Annotated in this window: 21 protein-coding genes and 1 pseudogene; 15 read left to right on the top strand and 7 right to left on the bottom strand. The window is 72.0% G+C overall.

Annotation, left to right across the window (positions count from 1 at the left end):
- Window positions 1–6 precede the first annotated feature (6 nt).
- Genes ykgO through JYK18_RS26090 form a run of 3 tightly spaced genes read right to left on the bottom strand, consistent with a single transcriptional unit; the run spans window position 7 to window position 2,347 of the window.
- Complete coding sequence (gene ykgO, locus JYK18_RS26100) at window positions 7–129, bottom strand: type B 50S ribosomal protein L36 (protein WP_206806120.1); 123 nt, start codon at window positions 127–129, stop codon at window positions 7–9.
- 54 nt (window positions 130–183) lie between these two features.
- Window positions 184–1,188 carry a phosphotransferase family protein gene (locus JYK18_RS26095; protein ID WP_206806119.1) on the bottom strand — a complete coding sequence of 335 codons (1,005 nt, stop codon included), beginning with the start codon at window positions 1,186–1,188 and terminating at the stop codon, window positions 184–186.
- Window positions 1,175–2,347, bottom strand: coding sequence for an acyl-CoA dehydrogenase family protein (locus JYK18_RS26090; RefSeq protein ID WP_206806118.1), 1,173 nt, complete (start codon window positions 2,345–2,347; stop codon window positions 1,175–1,177). The genes JYK18_RS26095 and JYK18_RS26090 overlap by 14 nt, the downstream gene beginning before the upstream one ends.
- Window positions 2,348–2,459: 112 nt before the next feature.
- On the opposite strand from JYK18_RS26090, the gene JYK18_RS26085 reads away from it, so the two are divergent.
- Entirely contained in the window at window positions 2,460–3,026 is a 567-nt protein-coding gene (locus tag JYK18_RS26085) for a TetR/AcrR family transcriptional regulator (RefSeq protein ID WP_307796067.1), read from the top strand.
- Here the strand turns inward: JYK18_RS26085 and JYK18_RS26080 are convergent.
- From JYK18_RS26080 to JYK18_RS46930, 3 genes are all read right to left on the bottom strand, one after another.
- Window positions 3,023–4,051: an alcohol dehydrogenase catalytic domain-containing protein gene (locus tag JYK18_RS26080; protein ID WP_307796066.1), complete on the bottom strand. Its 1,029-nt coding sequence runs from the start codon at window positions 4,049–4,051 to the stop codon at window positions 3,023–3,025. The two genes, JYK18_RS26085 and JYK18_RS26080, sit on opposite strands and share 4 nt — an antisense overlap.
- Window positions 4,033–5,223, bottom strand: coding sequence for a fatty acid--CoA ligase family protein (locus tag JYK18_RS26075; RefSeq protein WP_307796065.1), 1,191 nt, complete (start codon window positions 5,221–5,223; stop codon window positions 4,033–4,035). The genes JYK18_RS26080 and JYK18_RS26075 overlap by 19 nt, the downstream gene beginning before the upstream one ends.
- A gap of 186 nt (window positions 5,224–5,409) precedes the next feature.
- Window positions 5,410–5,550 (bottom strand): hypothetical protein, encoded by a 141-nt coding sequence (locus JYK18_RS46930; RefSeq protein WP_242582097.1) that lies wholly within the window; start codon window positions 5,548–5,550, stop codon window positions 5,410–5,412.
- Window positions 5,551–5,648: 98 nt separating this feature from the next.
- On the opposite strand from JYK18_RS46930, the gene JYK18_RS47640 reads away from it, so the two are divergent.
- From JYK18_RS47640 to JYK18_RS47630, 6 genes and pseudogenes are all read left to right on the top strand, one after another.
- On the top strand, window positions 5,649–5,783 hold the full coding sequence (locus tag JYK18_RS47640) for a hypothetical protein (protein ID WP_277992303.1): 135 nt from the start codon (window positions 5,649–5,651) through the stop codon (window positions 5,781–5,783).
- Between the two features lie 154 nt (window positions 5,784–5,937).
- Window positions 5,938–6,282, top strand: coding sequence for an MFS transporter (locus JYK18_RS46925; protein WP_242582095.1), 345 nt, complete (start codon window positions 5,938–5,940; stop codon window positions 6,280–6,282).
- A pseudogene (locus JYK18_RS46920) lies at window positions 6,279–6,437 on the top strand (SDR family NAD(P)-dependent oxidoreductase); the annotation flags it as partial. The gene JYK18_RS46925 and the pseudogene JYK18_RS46920, both read left to right, overlap by 4 nt.
- A 58-nt stretch (window positions 6,438–6,495) precedes the next feature.
- Window positions 6,496–6,783, top strand: a complete 288-nt coding sequence (locus tag JYK18_RS46915; protein WP_307796064.1) for an SDR family oxidoreductase — start codon at window positions 6,496–6,498, stop codon at window positions 6,781–6,783.
- 1 nt (window position 6,784) lies between these two features.
- Window positions 6,785–7,255 (top strand): SDR family NAD(P)-dependent oxidoreductase, encoded by a 471-nt coding sequence (locus JYK18_RS47635; RefSeq protein WP_277992302.1) that lies wholly within the window; start codon window positions 6,785–6,787, stop codon window positions 7,253–7,255.
- Complete coding sequence (locus tag JYK18_RS47630) at window positions 7,252–7,509, top strand: SDR family oxidoreductase (protein WP_277992301.1); 258 nt, start codon at window positions 7,252–7,254, stop codon at window positions 7,507–7,509. The genes JYK18_RS47635 and JYK18_RS47630 overlap by 4 nt, the downstream gene beginning before the upstream one ends.
- Before the next feature lie 9 nt (window positions 7,510–7,518).
- Here JYK18_RS47630 and JYK18_RS26050 read toward each other — a convergent pair whose 3' ends face one another.
- Complete coding sequence (locus tag JYK18_RS26050) at window positions 7,519–8,157, bottom strand: TetR/AcrR family transcriptional regulator (RefSeq protein WP_206806116.1); 639 nt, start codon at window positions 8,155–8,157, stop codon at window positions 7,519–7,521.
- Between the two features lie 107 nt (window positions 8,158–8,264).
- Between JYK18_RS26050 and JYK18_RS26045 the strand changes: the two genes are divergently transcribed.
- The 8 genes from JYK18_RS26045 to JYK18_RS26010 all read left to right on the top strand — a co-directional run bounded on the left by JYK18_RS26045 (window position 8,265) and on the right by JYK18_RS26010 (window position 14,466).
- Window positions 8,265–9,206 (top strand): SDR family oxidoreductase, encoded by a 942-nt coding sequence (locus JYK18_RS26045; RefSeq protein WP_206806115.1) that lies wholly within the window; start codon window positions 8,265–8,267, stop codon window positions 9,204–9,206.
- A 4-nt stretch (window positions 9,207–9,210) separates the two neighbouring features.
- Entirely contained in the window at window positions 9,211–10,341 is a 1,131-nt protein-coding gene (locus tag JYK18_RS47625) for an ANTAR domain-containing protein (protein WP_307796063.1), read from the top strand.
- A 56-nt stretch (window positions 10,342–10,397) separates the two neighbouring features.
- Window positions 10,398–10,817 carry a CBS domain-containing protein gene (locus JYK18_RS26035; RefSeq protein ID WP_206806114.1) on the top strand — a complete coding sequence of 140 codons (420 nt, stop codon included), beginning with the start codon at window positions 10,398–10,400 and terminating at the stop codon, window positions 10,815–10,817.
- Between the two features lie 52 nt (window positions 10,818–10,869).
- Complete coding sequence (locus tag JYK18_RS26030; protein ID WP_206806113.1) at window positions 10,870–11,247, top strand: hypothetical protein; 378 nt, start codon at window positions 10,870–10,872, stop codon at window positions 11,245–11,247.
- A complete protein-coding gene (locus JYK18_RS26025) occupies window positions 11,247–11,921 on the top strand; it encodes a DUF6766 family protein (protein ID WP_206806112.1) in 675 nt (224 codons plus the stop codon). Before JYK18_RS26030 ends, JYK18_RS26025 begins: the two co-directional genes overlap by 1 nt.
- Window positions 11,922–12,038: 117 nt before the next feature.
- Window positions 12,039–13,322 carry a phosphopyruvate hydratase gene (gene eno / locus JYK18_RS26020; protein ID WP_206806111.1) on the top strand — a complete coding sequence of 428 codons (1,284 nt, stop codon included), beginning with the start codon at window positions 12,039–12,041 and terminating at the stop codon, window positions 13,320–13,322.
- A 41-nt stretch (window positions 13,323–13,363) separates the two neighbouring features.
- Window positions 13,364–13,969, top strand: coding sequence for a TetR/AcrR family transcriptional regulator (locus JYK18_RS26015; RefSeq protein WP_307796062.1), 606 nt, complete (start codon window positions 13,364–13,366; stop codon window positions 13,967–13,969).
- Window positions 13,969–14,466, top strand: coding sequence for a nitroreductase/quinone reductase family protein (locus JYK18_RS26010; RefSeq protein WP_206806110.1), 498 nt, complete (start codon window positions 13,969–13,971; stop codon window positions 14,464–14,466). The genes JYK18_RS26015 and JYK18_RS26010 overlap by 1 nt, the downstream gene beginning before the upstream one ends.
- Window positions 14,467–14,473 lie beyond the last annotated feature (7 nt).

Raw genomic sequence — 14,473 nt, 5'->3', positions numbered from 1 at the left:
GACCGGTCAGCCCTGGCGGGCCTTGTACTTCGGGTTCTTCTTGTTGATCACGAACGTCTTGCCGTGGCGGCGCACCACCTGCGAGCCCGGCTTGTTCTTCAGCGAGCGCAACGACTTCCGCACCTTCATCCGGCTTCCCTTCCCGAGTTCCACCGGCAGTCTAGTACGAAATGATTATCGTTTTCAACTTGCCAGTGCCCGCAGGCCCGCCGCGGCGAGCGGGGCGACGGCGGCACCGACGTGCTCGAAGCCCTCCCCGCGGGTCAGGCCCTTGCGGTGCCGGGCGTGGATGCCCTCCGCGATCACCGCGATCTTGAAGTACCCCAGTCCCAGGTAGAAGCGCAGGTTCGCCAGATCGCGACCGCTGGCCCGCGCGTACCGCTCGGCGAGGTCGTCCGGTGACGGCAGGCGGTCGCTGGTGGAGGCGGCGGCGCCCGCCAGCACCGGCGCGAACGCGGGATCGGCGTAGACCAGGTGCAGCCCGAGATCGGCGAGCGGGTCGCCGAGGGTGGCCATCTCCCAGTCCACCACCGCGCGCACCACACCGGCGTCGTCGCCGTCGAGAATGGTGTTGTCGATGCGGTAGTCCCCGTGCACGATCGAGGCCCCGCTTTCCGCCGGGCACGCCTCGGCCAGGCGTTCGCGCAGGGTGTCGAGATCGGCCAGCGAGCGGGTCCGCACCCGCTCCCACTGGTCGTACCAGCGTCGCACCTGCCTGCCCAGGTACCCCTCCGGCCGCCCGAAGTCCGCCAGGCCCACCGCCCGCGGCTCGACCTCGTGCAGGCGGGCCAGCACGTCGACCACGGCGTGCGCGCAGCGCGTGATCTCGGCCGGGGCGAGCGCGTGCAGTTCGCCGGTCGTGCGGATCACCCGCCCGTCCACGTGCTCCACCACGGAGAACGGCACGCCGAGCACCTCGGGCCCGGCCAGCGCCACCGCACCGGCGACCGGCACCCCGCTGCCCGCCAGCGCGGCGACGACCCGGTACTCGCGGCCCATGTCGTGCGCCGACGGCGTCAGCTCGCCCAGTGGCGGCCGCCGCAGGATCCAGCGCCGGCGGCCGTCGGCGAGCACGAAGGTCAGGTTCGACCGCCCGCCCTGCACCAGTTCCGCGCTCAGCCCACCGGCGAACCCCGGCACGTGCTCGCCGAAGAACCGCTCCAGCGCGGGCAGATCAAGACCGTCCACTCCGGCCTCCCTGGTCGTGGCGGCGCAGCACCCGCCGGGCGATGGACCACCGGTGGGTCTCCGACGGCCCGTCGTAGATGCGGAACGGCCGCACCTCGCGCAGGAACCGGCCGAGCAGGACGTCCCCGGAGATGCCGAGCGAACCGCAGATCTGCACCGAGCGGTCGACCACCCGCCAGATCGCCTCCGCGCAGAAGGTCTTGGCGATCGAGGTGGACTGGGCGGCCGACCGCCCCGCGTCGAGTTCCTCGCACGCCTGCCGGATCAGCCCGCGCGAGGCGGCGATGTCGATCTCGTTGTCCGCGATCATTTGCTGCACCATGCCGAGTTCGCCCAGCCGGGAGCCGAACAGCCGCCGCTCCGCGGCCCGCGCGACGGCGATGTCCTGTGCCCGCCGCGCGATGCCGAGCCAGCGCATGCAGTGCGTCATCCGCGCCGGCCCCAGCCGGACCTGCGCGTACCGGAACCCTTCGTCGACCTCGCCGAGCACCGCGTCGTCGGGCACCACGCAGTGGTCGAACACCAGCTCCACGTGCCCGCCGTAGAGGCTTTCGTCGAGCGTGTCGATGTGCCGGACCGTCTTCATCCCGGGATTGTCCGCGTCGACCAGGAACATCGTCGCGCCACCGGTTTCGCCCGGTTCACCGGAGGTGCGGGCCATGCAGATGGTGACCGCGGCGCCGTCCGCGCCGGTGATGAACCACTTGTGCCCGTCGATCCGCCAGCCCCCGTCGACCCGCGTCGCCCTGGTGGTCAGCGCGCCCGGGTCCGAGCCGGCTCCCGGCGCGGGTTCGGTCATCGCGAAGCACGACCGGATCTCCCCCGCCGCGAGCGGCCGCAGGTAGGTCTCCCGCTGCCGTTCGGTGGCGACCACTTCGAGCAGGTGCGTGTTGCCCTCGTCCGGCGCGGCGATGTTCAGCGCCAGCGGGCCGAGCAGCGAGTACCCGGCCTCCTCGAACACCGCCGCCCGCGCACGCATGTCCAGCCCGTGCCCGCCGTACTCCTTCGACACGTGCGGCGCGAAGACGCCCGCCGCCTTCGCCGCGTTCTGCAGTTCGACGCGCACCTCGTCGGAGGTCACCACGCCGCGGTGGCGCTCCTCCACCGGGATCACCACGTCGCGGACGAACGCCGCGGTGCGCTCCACGAGCCCTGTCATGGCCTCTCCTGCCGTTCGGCTAATGACCGTTAGCCTGACGATAGGCATGAGATCGCTTTATCGTCAATGCCGAGCTACGATCGGCTACCTACGATTAGCCGAGGAGGACCGGGTGGACCGATTCGACGGCATCCGCGAGGCCGCGCTCGAGCTGTTCACCGGCAAGGGCTACGAGGCCACCACGATGACCGACATCGGCGCGGCGGTCGGCATGCGCGGGCCGAGCCTGTACAAGCACGTCGAGTCCAAACAGGACATCCTCGCCCGGATCATGACCGGCACCATGGAGCAGCTGCTCGCGGCGCACCACACCGCCGTCGCCGCCACCACCGATCCGGCCGAACGGCTGCGCCGCGCGACCGAGGCCCACGTCCGCTACCACGCCCGCCACCGGCTGGAGGCCTTTGTCGGGAACCGCGAGATCCGCAGCCTCCGCGAGCCCCACCGCGGCCGGGTGCTCGACCTCCGCGCCGAATACGAATCGTGCTTCCGCGCCATCGTCCAGGCCGGCGTCGACGCGGGCGTCTTCACCGTCACCTCCGTGCGGCTGGCCTCCTACGCCGTGCTGGACCTGGGCATGGGCGTCTCCGCCTGGTACCGCGACGGCGGCGAGCACAGCGAGGACGCGGTCGTCTGGCAGTACAGCGACTTCGCCCTCCGCCTGGTCGGGGTGCCCTAACCCCGCCGGGGGTCGAGCACCGCCCGTCCGGTGATCTCCCCGGCCTTCAGCAGGGCGAACACGCGGTCCGCTTCGGCCAGGCCGAACACCTCGGTGCGCACCGGCAGCGAGCCGCGCCGGGCGAGCGCGACGACCTCGGCCAGTTCGTCGCGCGATCCCCAGAACGGCAGCCGGATCCGGCATCCCGAGGGCAGCGGGCCGGGTTTGACCACCGGCAGGATCCCGCCCCCACTGCCGACGACGACCAGATCCCCCGCCACGCGCAACAACTGAGGCGCGAGGTCGACGCTGCTCGGCGCGGCGGCGAAGTCGAAGACGACGTCGGCACCGCGTCCGCCGGTGGCCGTGGTGACGGCCTCGGCAGCCGAGTCGAGCTTGACCGCCGTGCGCACGCCCTGCGCCCGGGCCAGCTCCAGGGAGCTTTCCCGGGTGTCCACCGCGATCACGTGTGCCCCGGTCAAGGCGTCGAGGACCTTGATCGCGAGGTGCCCGAGGCCGCCGACCCCGATCACCACCGCGACGGCGTCGGGCTCGGCCAGCAGCGGCAGCGATCCGGCGACGGCGTGGTACGAGGTGAGCCCCGCGTCCGCGAGCACCGAGGCGTGGACCGGATCGAGGCCGTCGGCCGCGACCAGCTTCCTCGAATCGACCGTGACGGCTTCGGCCATGCCGCCGTCGAGCCCGAGGCCGAGGCCCGCCGCGGTGAGGGACCGGCCGCGGTCGCAGTAGTTGGCCTCACCGCGGACGCACCGCGCGCACTCCCCGCAACCGTGGGGCGCGTGGACCACCACCTGGTCGCCGAGCGCGACCGGATGGCGCCCCGGGCCGAGCGCGGCGACGCGTCCGCAGACCTCGTGCCCGAACGTGAACGGGAGCGGGTAACCGCCCCTGGCCAGCACCGTGAGATCCGACCGGCACACCCCGACCGCCAGCACGTCGAGCCGGACCTCACCGGGTCCCGGCACCGGCTCGGGCACGTCCACCAGCGCGGCGGTGCCCACCCCGGTCATCCGGAAGGCACGCACGCTTTCCTCAACTCCTCGGCCAGTTCGGCGGCTTCCCGGCGGGCGAGCTTGCCCACCTGGTTCTGCGGCAGCGCGTCGACGCGGAAGACGTACTCCGGCCACTTGCCCTTGGCCAGTCCCTCACCGGCGAGGTGGCGCTGGATCTCCTCCAGGCCCAGGTTCCGGCGTTCGGTCACCAGCAGCGCGGCGATCCGCTCGCCCAGAACCTCGTCGGGCACCGGGACGACGCAGACCTGTTGCGCCTCGGGGTGCCGCGCGATCGCGCTCTCGATTTCGGTGACGTCGACGTTGCGCCCGCCCCGGATGATGATGTCCTTTTCCCGTCCCTTCACCGAAACCGTGCCGTCGGCGTGGATCTCCATCAGGTCCCCGGTGGGCAGGAACCCGTCCTCGGTGAGGTCCGGCGGGACCGCCCTGCCCGCCTGCGCGTACCCGGTGAACAGCGAAGGCCCGCGGACCTGGGCCCGGCCGATTTCGCCGCCGGGAACGGGTTCACCCGCTTCGTCGACCGCACGCAGGACCGTGCCGGGAAAGGGAATCCCGTCGGTGCCCAGCCGCCGCCCCTCGTCGTCCGATGGCAGCGAAGTCGTGTGCCCCAGGCATTCGGACATGCCGAAGACACGCAGGATCCGGGTGCCCAGGCGGCGTTCGGCCCGGCCCAGCGCACCAGCGTCCATCGGCCCGCCGCCGACCGTCATCGCGGTCATCGCGGTCAGTGCCCCGTCCCGGTCGGCCGCCGCGCCCATCTGGAGGGCCATCGTCGGCACGCACATCGTCCACCGCGCCCGGTGCTCGGCCATCAACCGCACCGCCGCCGCGGGATCCCAGCGCTCCAGCAGCAGGATCGGCCCGCCGAGCAGGAGCGGGAGGTAGAGGCCGAAGCAGACCGCCGCGGCCGAGGACAGCGGCACCAGCGCGGCGACCGGGTCGCCGGGCCGCAGCCCGACCGCGTCGATGGTGCTCCGGCCCGCGTAACGCAGCGACGCCTCGCTCTGCACCACGCCCTTGGCGCGGCCGGTGGAGCCCGAGGTCAACCCGATCACCACGCCCCCGGCCCAGCGATCGGCGTGCTCCCGCCGGGCACCGGTGGCGCACCAGCCGTCGAGCACCGCGGTCGGCGCCCCGAAGCGCGCCCCGATTTCCCAGCCCTCGAAGGTCTCCGGGGACACCACGAGCGCGTCGGTTGTCCGCCTGCACCATCAGCGTCGGCCGCGGCCCGGACAACTCCGCCAGCACCGCGGCGAGGCGGTGCGCGGCGCCGGCCACCGCACCGGCGGTGTGCACGCCGGTCCCGTCGATCGCGACCACGGCGTCCGGGTCCGCCGCCGCCCGGTCCGCCAGTTCGGCTGCTAGTTCCTTCACGAGCGGAACATTTCCCGCTCTTCGCCGAGCAGCGCGATCCGCTTGCCGCGCATCGACCCGACGTGACGCACCGCGGCCGTCCACTCCGGACTGGCCAGGGCGGCGCACGCGGCCCGCTCGTCGTCGAAGCCGAGCACCGACAGCCCGTCCCAGCCCTCCGACCGCGGTGTGCCGCCACGAGCGCAGGCCGGGCAGCGGATAGGTCAGCTCGGCGTGCTCACCACGCCACCAGTCGATGAACTGCAGGCGGCGCGGCTTCTTCGGCTCGGCGACCTCCGTCGGCATCTCACTGGGCCTCGCCGCCGCGGCCGCGACGGTCGGCACCCTCAGCGCGGTCACCACGGCCGAGCAGCTGAGCGCCTGGGGGTAGCGGGTCCCGTTCCTGCTCGCCGCGCCACTGCTGGTGCTCGCCGTCCTCTACCGGATGCGCGTCGAGGATTCCCCGCTGTTCCTGGAAATGGTGGAGGAGGCGGCACCGCTGACCGAGGTCTTCCGCGAGCACAAGGCCGCCGTGCTTCTGGTTGATGCAGCAGGGTTCGCTCCCGCTGGCGATCGCCGCCGCGCTGGTGCTGAACATCCCCTTCAGCATCCAGCAGGGCGTGGTCTACACCCAGTACTCCGAACTGTTCCCGACCCGCGTCCGCTACACCGGCGTCGCGCTCGGGTTCAACATCGGCGGGGTGGTCGGCACGGGGATCGTGTCGCTGGTCTGCACCTGGCTGGTCGCGGTCACCGGCATCACGCTGGCTCCGGCCTTCTACGCCGTGTTCGCCGCGCTCGTCGGGCTCGCGGTCATCGCGACCATGCGCGAGACCTCGACCAGCACGCTGCGGGAGGGCGAACCCGCGGTGCCCGAGGTGCGGCGATGAGGGTGGTGGTCACCGGCGCGGGGAGCGGGATCGGCCGCGCGGTCGCCGACCGGCTGGCCGCGGATGGCGCGGAGGTGGCGGCACTGGACCTGACCGGGCCCGCGCGGTGCGATGTCGCCGATCCCGCCTCCGTCGACGCCGCTTTCGCCGCGGTGGCAACGGAATGGGGCGGGCTCGACGGGTTGGTCACCTGCGCGGGCGACCAAGGGCGGGGTGCTCGCGCTGACCCGCGGGCTCGCCGCCGAGTACGCGGACCGGGGAATCCGGGCCAACTGCGTCTGCCCGGGGCTGGTCGCCACCGGCCTGGCCGCCAACAGCGCCGCCGACCCCGCCCTCCGCCCCGAGCCGCGGACCGCCATCGCGGGCCGGGTGAGCCCACCGCTCGCGCGGCCCGCCGAACCGGCGGAGATCGCGGCGGCCGTCGCGTTCGCGCTCTCGCCCGAAGCGTCGTTCGTCACCGGGGCCGCGATCCCGGTCGACGGCGGTTACACGGCGGTGTGACATGCGCCGATTCGGCGGGAAGAACGTCCTGCTCACCGGCGCCACCGGCGGCCTGGGCACGGCGATCGCCGAACGCCTCGCCGAGGAGGGCGCGTCGCTCGTGCTCACCGACGTCGACGTGGACGCGTGCACGCGGCTGGCCGAGCGGCTCGGCGGCACCGCGCTGAAGCTCGATGTCGCCGAAGAGGACGACTGGGTGCGTGTCGTCGCCCAGATCGGCTCGCTGCACGTCCTGGTGAACAACGCGGGCGTCGGCAGCCTGGGCACGGTGGAAACCGAAAGCCGGGAGCGGTGGGACCAGGTCGTCGCGATCGACCAGCTGGGGACCTGGCTGGGCATGAAGCACGCCGGTCCGCTCCTCGAACGCTCGGGCGGTGGCGCGATCGTCAACGTCGGCTCGATCCTGGGCCACACCGGCGGCCTGGGCAACAGCTTCTCCTACGCGGCGGCGAAGGGCGCGGTGCGGCCATGACCAAGAACGCGGCACTGCACTGGGCGACCGCTGGGGTCCGGGTGAACACCGTCGTCCCCGGTTTCATCGGCACGCGCCCGCTGCTGGAGCGGTACGGGAACACCGAACGCCACGCCGCCATGCTGGCCAATACCCCGATGCGCCTGGGCCGCGCGGCGGAGGTCGCCGCGGCCGTGGCCTACCTGGGCGGCCCCGATTCCACCTACACCACCGGCACCGAACTCCACGTCGACGGCGGCTGGTGCGCCCGGTAGCCCACCGCCTCACTCGCGGCCGAGCAGGCCGTCCGTGATCAGGTCCGCGAGTTCCCTGGCGGTGCGTTCCTGCGTTTCCCTGGTCACCGGCCGAGCCCGGCCGAGCCGGTGCGCCAGCGGCAGTTGCACCAAGCCGGCCACCGGGCTGATCACGGCGAAGAACAACACGTCCACCGGCACCGTGCGCATGCGCCCCGCCGCCATGAGCCGTTCGACCGCGGGGACCAGGGGCCAGAACGTCGGCGCCACGTACTTCTCGTACAGGTAGTCCAGCCGCTCGGACTCGCGGCCGAACTCGTCGGCGAGCAGGCGGCCGAGCAGCGGCGCTTCGACCGCCGCCTGGTAGAAGTGCGTGATCACCGCGCGCACCAGCTCGGCGTCGTCCAAATCGGCGTCGAGCAGTTGCTGCCGCTCCCCCTGGTCGCCTTCGAGCGCCGAGTCCACCACCGCCCGCCAGAAGCTGGCCTTCGACCCGTAGCGGTCGTTGATGAAGTTGTGGCTGACGCCGAGCCGCCTGGCCAGCTCCCGCGCCGAGGTCCGGTCGTAACCCAGCTCGGCGAAGGCCTCCATGCCGCCGCGGAGCACCTCCTTCTCCGACGGCGCCGGACGCGCGTCCGCTCCGGGCCGTCCCGGTCCTCGCACCGCCATGCGCCCTCCTCCGACCGCACCCCACCTGGGGGACAAAACTTGACACCCGTCAGGATACGCTTAATCTGACAGGTGTCAGACAGTACCCGGCGAAAGCAGGAAGAACCATGCCCCAGCCCACCCCCGACCTCCCGGTACCCGACCTCACCGGCAAGCTCGCAGTGGTCACCGGCGCGAGTGACGGCGTCGGCCTGGGCCTGGCCACCCGGCTCGCCGGGGCGGGCGCGGAGGTCGTCATGCCGGTGCGCAACCCGCGCAAGGGCGAGGCCGCGCTCGCGAAGATCCGCGAACAGCACCCCGGCGCCGAGGTTTCCCTGCGCGATCTGGACCTTTCGTCACTGGCGTCCGTCGCCGCGGTGGCCGACCGGCTCACCGAGGAGGGCCGTCCGATCCACATCCTGGTGAACAACGCCGGTGTGATGACCCCGCCCGACCGCCAGACCACCGAGGACGGGTTCGAGCTGCAGTTCGGCACCAACCACCTCGGGCACTTCGCCCTGGTGGCCCGCCTCCTCCCGCTCCTGCGCGCGGGCCGGGCCCGGGTCACCTCGCAGATCAGCATCGCCGCCGACCAGCACGCCATCAACTGGGACGACCTCCAGTGGGAGCGGAAGTACCAGGGCAACCACGCCTACAGCCAGTCGAAGATCGCCTTCGGCCTGTTCGGCCTCGAACTCGACCGGCGCAGCCGTGACGGCGGCTGGGGCATCACCAGCAACCTGTCCCACCCCGGGGTCACGCCGACGAACCTGCTCGCCGCGCGCCCGGAGGTCGGCCGCGGGCACGACACCACGATGGTGCGGTTCATCCGGGCGCTGTCCTCGCGCGGCATCCTGTTCGGCAAGGTGGAGTCGGCCCTGCTGCCCGCGCTGTACGCCGCCACCTCCCCCGACGCCGACGGCGGCCGCCTCTACGGGCCCAGCGGCTTCCGGCACCTCTCTGGCCCGCCCGCCGAGCAGAAGCTGTACTCCCGCCTGCGCGGCGAGGACGACGCCCGCCGGATCTGGAAGGTCTCCGAGGAACTGACCGGTGTCCCCTTCCCGTCCTGAGACGGTGTTTCGGTTCCTCGCCACCGCGGTACCCGAAACCATGCCCCACGACGAGGTGCTGATCAGCCCCGAAAAGCTCGACTCGGCTCTCGTGCTGCGTTTGCGCGGGCCCCTGTCCGGCGAGGAGGTGGAGCGCACCGCGGTGAAGCTGGCCGACGTGACCGGCGTGGTCCCGCCACCCGGCTTCGTGGTGCTGGACCTGCGTGGGGTCAGCGAACTGTCCGGGTCGGCGGCCCGCATGCTGGGTGAGTTCACCGGCCACAACGGGGCACGGGGCATCCGGACGGCCGTCGTGCTCGGGCACGGGACCGAGTCCTTCCGGCTCGTGCGGGGCGCTGTGGCTTCGGCGCTCCTGCCGATACACGACACGATCGACGACGCGCTCTCCTGGCACCCCACGCCCCAGGCCGGCCGCGATCCCGACGAGATCCTCGCCGAGCAGCTCGCCGCGCTGACCCGCGTCCTGCTCGACGCCACCACCCTGGAGCAGGTCCTGCGGCAGATCGCCGCGGCCGCCACCGTGCTCGTCCCGCACGCCGAGGTGGTCAGCGTGACCCTGCGGGACCCGGCAGGCCAGTTCTTCACCCCGGTGGAGACCCACGGCGTGGCCACCGAACTGGACCGCGCCCAGTACGAAGCCGGGACCGGCCCGTGCGTCGACGCCGCCCGCCCCGACGGGCCCGCCTACGTGCTCGACCAGGACCTCGCCACCACCAGCGCCTGGCCGCGGTTCTCCACCGTGGCCGCCCGGCACGGCCTGGGCTCGGTGCTGTCGACCGCGCTGCACCCGTCGCCGGCCCCGGTCACGCTGGACGGGGCGCTCAACATCTACAGCCACCGCAACGGCATCACCGCCGACGACCGCCACCGCGCCCTGCTGCTGGCGACCCACGCCTCGCTGGCGCTCGCCCGCAGCCACGTCGCCGAAGTGGCCCAGCTCGAAGCCGCCCACCTCCGGGACGCCATCGCCTCGCGGGACGTGATCGGCCAGGCCAAGGGCATCCTGATGGCCCGCCAGGGCCTCACCGCGGAGGAAGCCTTCGAGCTGCTGCGCCGCACTTCGCAGGACATCAACGTCAAGCTCGCCGACGTCGCCGCCACGCTCGTCGCCCGCCGCGACGAGCTGAGTGTGTGAGGCGCGCTGCGGCGGGTACCGCTGGGGAAGAAGGAAACCGAGCGGAAGGACGATCGATGACCACCGCCAGGGACATCATGACCGCCGACGCGACCTGCGTGCGTTCGTCGGACACCGCGCTGGACGCGGCCAAGAAGATGGCCGAACTCGGGGTCGGCGCGATGCCGATCTGCGGCGAGGACAACAAGCTCAAGGGCATGCTCACCGACCGCGACATCGTGGTGAAGGTGCTCGCCGAGGGCAAGGACGTGCGGGCGCTGTCCGCCGGGGAACTCGCCCAGGGCGAGGCCGTGACCATCGGCGCGGACGACTCCGCGGACGAGATCCTGCGGACGATGACCGAGCACCGCGTGCGCCGGCTGCCGGTGATCGACGGCCACACGCTGGTGGGCGTGGTGAGCCAGGCCGACGTGGCCAGGGCACTGCCGAACCCGAGCACCGGTGAACTGGTCGAGGCGTTGTCCTACGACGCCTGATCGGGTACCGCTTCACCGCGCGGTACCCCGCGCACGCGAGTATTTTCGAGGCGTGCGTTGGATTTTGCCGCCGATCGCGGGGGCGCTCCTGCTGGCCGGGTGCGCCCCGGCGGCGGATCCAGGCGTGGGATCCACCGCACAGCAGTTCCTCGACGCCGATCCGGCCACCGCCTGCGGGCTGCTTTCGCCCCGGGCGCTGGAAGACCTGACCCGGCACGGGCGTGAGCCCTGCGCCGACGTGCTGCCCACGCTGCGGTCCCCGGGCGGCAGCGTGGCCGACGTGGTGGTGTGGGGTTCCGATGCCCAAGCCAGGACCGGGGCGGAAACCCTGTTCCTGCACCAGTTCGAGGACGGCTGGCGGATCACCGGCGGTGGCTGCACGCCCACCACGGCGGACGCCCCCTACCGCTGTCTCATCGGTGGCCCGTGATGCGGAAGTTCTTGCGCGACAACGGACTCAGCCTCGCGTTCGGGCTGCTGTTCCTGCTCGCCCTGATCGGGCAGGCGTTCGCCGGGCACGCCGACTTCAACGACCGCCAGATCGCCGGTGGCGGCGCCCCGACCGGCCTGCTCGAATACCTGACCTCGGCGGACTTCGCCGTCGACGTGGCCGAGAACTGGCAGTCCGAGTACCTCCAGTTCCTGCTCTACGTGGTCGCCACCGTCTACCTGATCCAGCGCGGCTCCCCGGAATCCAAGCCGGCCAACAGAATCGGCCCGGAAAGCAACCGCGACCAGATGGTCGGCTCCCACGCCACGGCCCGCTCACCGAAGTGGGCCCGCGCGGGCGGCTGGCGCACCGCGGTGTTCTCCCGGTCGCTCGGCCTGGTGATGGGCCTGCTGTTCCTGGCCACCTGGACCGCGCAGTCGATCGCCGGGCTGTCCGCCTACAACGCCGAGCAGCTGCTCGCCTTCGCCGACCCGGTCACCTGGCCGGACTACCTCGTCTCGGCCGACTTCTGGAACCGCTCGCTGCAGAACTGGCAGTCCGAGTTCCTCGCCCTCGGCTCGATGGCCGTGCTCTCGGTCTACCTGCGCCAGCGCGGCTCCCCCGAGTCGAAACCGGTCGGCGCCCCGCACGCGGCCACCGACGAAACCGGCTGACCCGTTCGGCTCGTGATCGATTCAGCGATCTTCTGCTAGCCTCGCCCTGCTTTCGCGGCTCAACGTGGCGCCGCCCCCGCGCGCCACGTCCGGCGCCGACTCAGCGAGGAGTGTGCAATGACCGCGATCACCCGTGTCCGGGGCCGCGAAGTACTCGACAGCCGGGGCAATCCGACCGTGGAGGTGGACGTCGAACTCGCGGACGGTTCGCTCGGCCGGGCCATCGTGCCCTCGGGCGCGTCCACCGGCACCAAGGAAGCCGTCGAACTGCGCGACGGGGACAAGGACCGCTTCCACGGCAAGGGCGTGCGCAAGGCGGTCGAGGCGGTGAACACCGAGATCGCCGAGGCGGTCGTCGGGCTCGAAGCCGAGGCGCAGGCCGAGGTCGACCGCGCGCTGATCGCGCTGGACGGCACCGCGAACAAGGCCAGGATCGGCGCCAACGCCACGCTCGGCACCTCGCTCGCCGTGGTCAAGGCCGCCGCGAACGCCAGCGGGCTGCCGCTGTACCGGTACGTCGGCGGGGTGTTCGCGCACCTGCTGCCGATGCCGATGATGAACATCATCAACGGCGGGGCGCACGCGGACAACCCGATCGACTTCCAGGAGTTCATGATCGGCCCGCTCGGCGCCCAGACCTTCGCCGAGGCCGTGCGGATGGGCTCGGAGGTGTTCCACACCCTGCGCAAGTCGCTGCACGAAGCCGGGCACGGCACCAACGTCGGCGACGAAGGCGGTTTCGCGCCGAACCTCAACTCGGCCGACGAAGCGCTGGAGTTCGTGCTGCGCGCGATCGAGCAGTCCGGCTACACCCCCGGCGAGGACATCGCGCTGCTGCTCGACCCGGCCGCGTCGGAGTTCTACACCGGCGAGGTCTACGACTACACCGGTGAGGGCCGCAAGCGCAGCGTCGAGGAGCACGTGGCCTATCTCGCCGACCTCACCGCCCGCTACCCCATCGTGTCCATTGAGGACGGTGTGGCCCAGGACGACTTCGCCGGGTGGAAGCAGCTCACCGACTCCATCGGCGACCGCGTCCAGCTGGTCGGCGACGATGTGTTCTGCACCAACGTGAACCTGCTCAACGACGGCATCGACCGCGGGATCGCGAACTCGATCCTGGTCAAGGTCAACCAGATCGGCACCCTCACCGAAACCCTGACCACGGTGGAAACCGCGCACAAGGCCGGGTACTCGGTGGTGATGTCGCACCGGTCCGGCGAGACCGAGGACACCACCATCGCCGACCTGGCCGTGGCCACCAACTGCGGCCAGATCAAGACCGGTTCGCTCTCGCGCTCCGACCGCACCGCGAAGTACAACCAGCTCATCCGCATCGAAGAGGAGCTGGGCGGCGACGCCCGCTACGCGGGCAGCCAGACCGTCATCGGCCGCCGCTGAGGGTTCTATCGCGCGATTCAATCAGTTGATAGGCTGCGGCGGTGAGCACCGAACAACGGCTCATCGCCGCGGCCGAGCGCCTCTTCGCGGAGCAGGGCGTCGACGCGGTGTCGATGCGCGGCATCATGCAGGCCGCCGACACCAACGTCGCCGCGGTGCACTACCACTTCGGCGGCAAGCGCGGCCTGCTCGACGCGGTGCTCCGGAGCCGCGCCGCCCAGGTGTCCGACGAGCGCGACTCGCTGCTGGCGGACCTGACGCCCACCGAGCGCGAACTCGCGCGGGCCTTCGTCCAGCCGGTCCTCGCGGTGCTGCGCTCCGGTGGCGAGCACTGGATCCGCCTGGTCGGCAGGCTGCTGGTGGAGGGAGACGACCGGCTGGCCGTGATCGCCGAGCCGTTCCTCGACCGCAACGCGGCGTTTGTGCGGTCGCTGCGCGAAGTGAGCCCGGATGCCGACGACGCGACCTTGCACTTCCGCCTGACGCAGGCGATGAACCTGACGCTCACCGTGCTCGGCGACCTCGGCCGGACCCAGCGGCTGCTGGACTCCGGCACCGGCAGGTGGAGCCGGGACGCCGTGGTCGAGCAGCTCGTCGACCTGGTCACCGCCGTGTTCGCGGGCCCGCCCGAAACGAGGAGGCAGTGATGGGACGGTTCAGCCTGCCGGAGGACGCGCCGAAGGGCCTGGATTCCCCGGTGGTCGCCAAGCTGATGAAGCTCATGGCGCGGGTCCAGGTCCGGGTGTTCACCCTGACCGGCGGTCGCGTGGGCAGCACCTGGCGGATCGGCGCGGGCTTCCGCAAACCGGTGCCGACGCTGCTGCTGGAACACCGCGGGCGGCGCTCCGGCCGCCGGTTCGTCACGCCGCTGCTTTATTTGCGCGCCAACGACGACGAGTTCGTGATCGTCGCTTCCCAAGGCGGCCTGCCGAAGCACCCGCAGTGGTACTTCAACCTCCGCGCCGACGCCGAAACCCGGGTGCACCTGAAGAAGCAGGCACCGGTGCCGGTCCGCGCGCGGGTCGCCGACGCCGGCGAACGGGCCGAACTGTGGCCGCGCCTGGTCGAGCTCTACGCCGATTTCGCCAAGTACCAGGCGTGGACCGACCGGGAGATCCCGGTGGTGGTCCTCCGCCGCCACTAGTCCCGGT

It is taken from the genome of Amycolatopsis sp. 195334CR, assembly GCF_017309385.1.
In the GTDB taxonomy this organism is placed as follows: Bacteria; Actinomycetota; Actinomycetes; order Mycobacteriales; family Pseudonocardiaceae; genus Amycolatopsis.
This window is presented reverse-complemented; position numbering and strand designations above follow the sequence as displayed.

What these genes read in the sequence shown, in the direction of transcription:
- JYK18_RS26035 (WP_206806114.1), top strand. Translation starts at nt 10,398, where the DNA reads ATGACCACCGCCAGGGACATCATGACCGCCGACGCGACCTGCGTGCGT.
- JYK18_RS47630 (WP_277992301.1), top strand. Translation starts at nt 7,252, where the DNA reads ATGACCAAGAACGCGGCACTGCACTGGGCGACCGCTGGGGTCCGGGTG.
- eno (WP_206806111.1), top strand. Translation starts at nt 12,039, where the DNA reads ATGACCGCGATCACCCGTGTCCGGGGCCGCGAAGTACTCGACAGCCGG.
- JYK18_RS26010 (WP_206806110.1), top strand. Translation starts at nt 13,969, where the DNA reads ATGGGACGGTTCAGCCTGCCGGAGGACGCGCCGAAGGGCCTGGATTCC.
- JYK18_RS26045 (WP_206806115.1), top strand. Translation starts at nt 8,265, where the DNA reads ATGCCCCAGCCCACCCCCGACCTCCCGGTACCCGACCTCACCGGCAAG.
- JYK18_RS26090 (WP_206806118.1), bottom strand. Translation starts at nt 2,347, where the DNA reads ATGACAGGGCTCGTGGAGCGCACCGCGGCGTTCGTCCGCGACGTGGTG.
- JYK18_RS26025 (WP_206806112.1), top strand. Translation starts at nt 11,247, where the DNA reads ATGCGGAAGTTCTTGCGCGACAACGGACTCAGCCTCGCGTTCGGGCTG.
- JYK18_RS47640 (WP_277992303.1), top strand. Translation starts at nt 5,649, where the DNA reads ATGAACTGCAGGCGGCGCGGCTTCTTCGGCTCGGCGACCTCCGTCGGC.
- JYK18_RS47635 (WP_277992302.1), top strand. Translation starts at nt 6,785, where the DNA reads ATGCGCCGATTCGGCGGGAAGAACGTCCTGCTCACCGGCGCCACCGGC.
- ykgO (WP_206806120.1), bottom strand. Translation starts at nt 129, where the DNA reads ATGAAGGTGCGGAAGTCGTTGCGCTCGCTGAAGAACAAGCCGGGCTCG.
- JYK18_RS46925 (WP_242582095.1), top strand. Translation starts at nt 5,938, where the DNA reads ATGCAGCAGGGTTCGCTCCCGCTGGCGATCGCCGCCGCGCTGGTGCTG.
- JYK18_RS26050 (WP_206806116.1), bottom strand. Translation starts at nt 8,157, where the DNA reads ATGGCGGTGCGAGGACCGGGACGGCCCGGAGCGGACGCGCGTCCGGCG.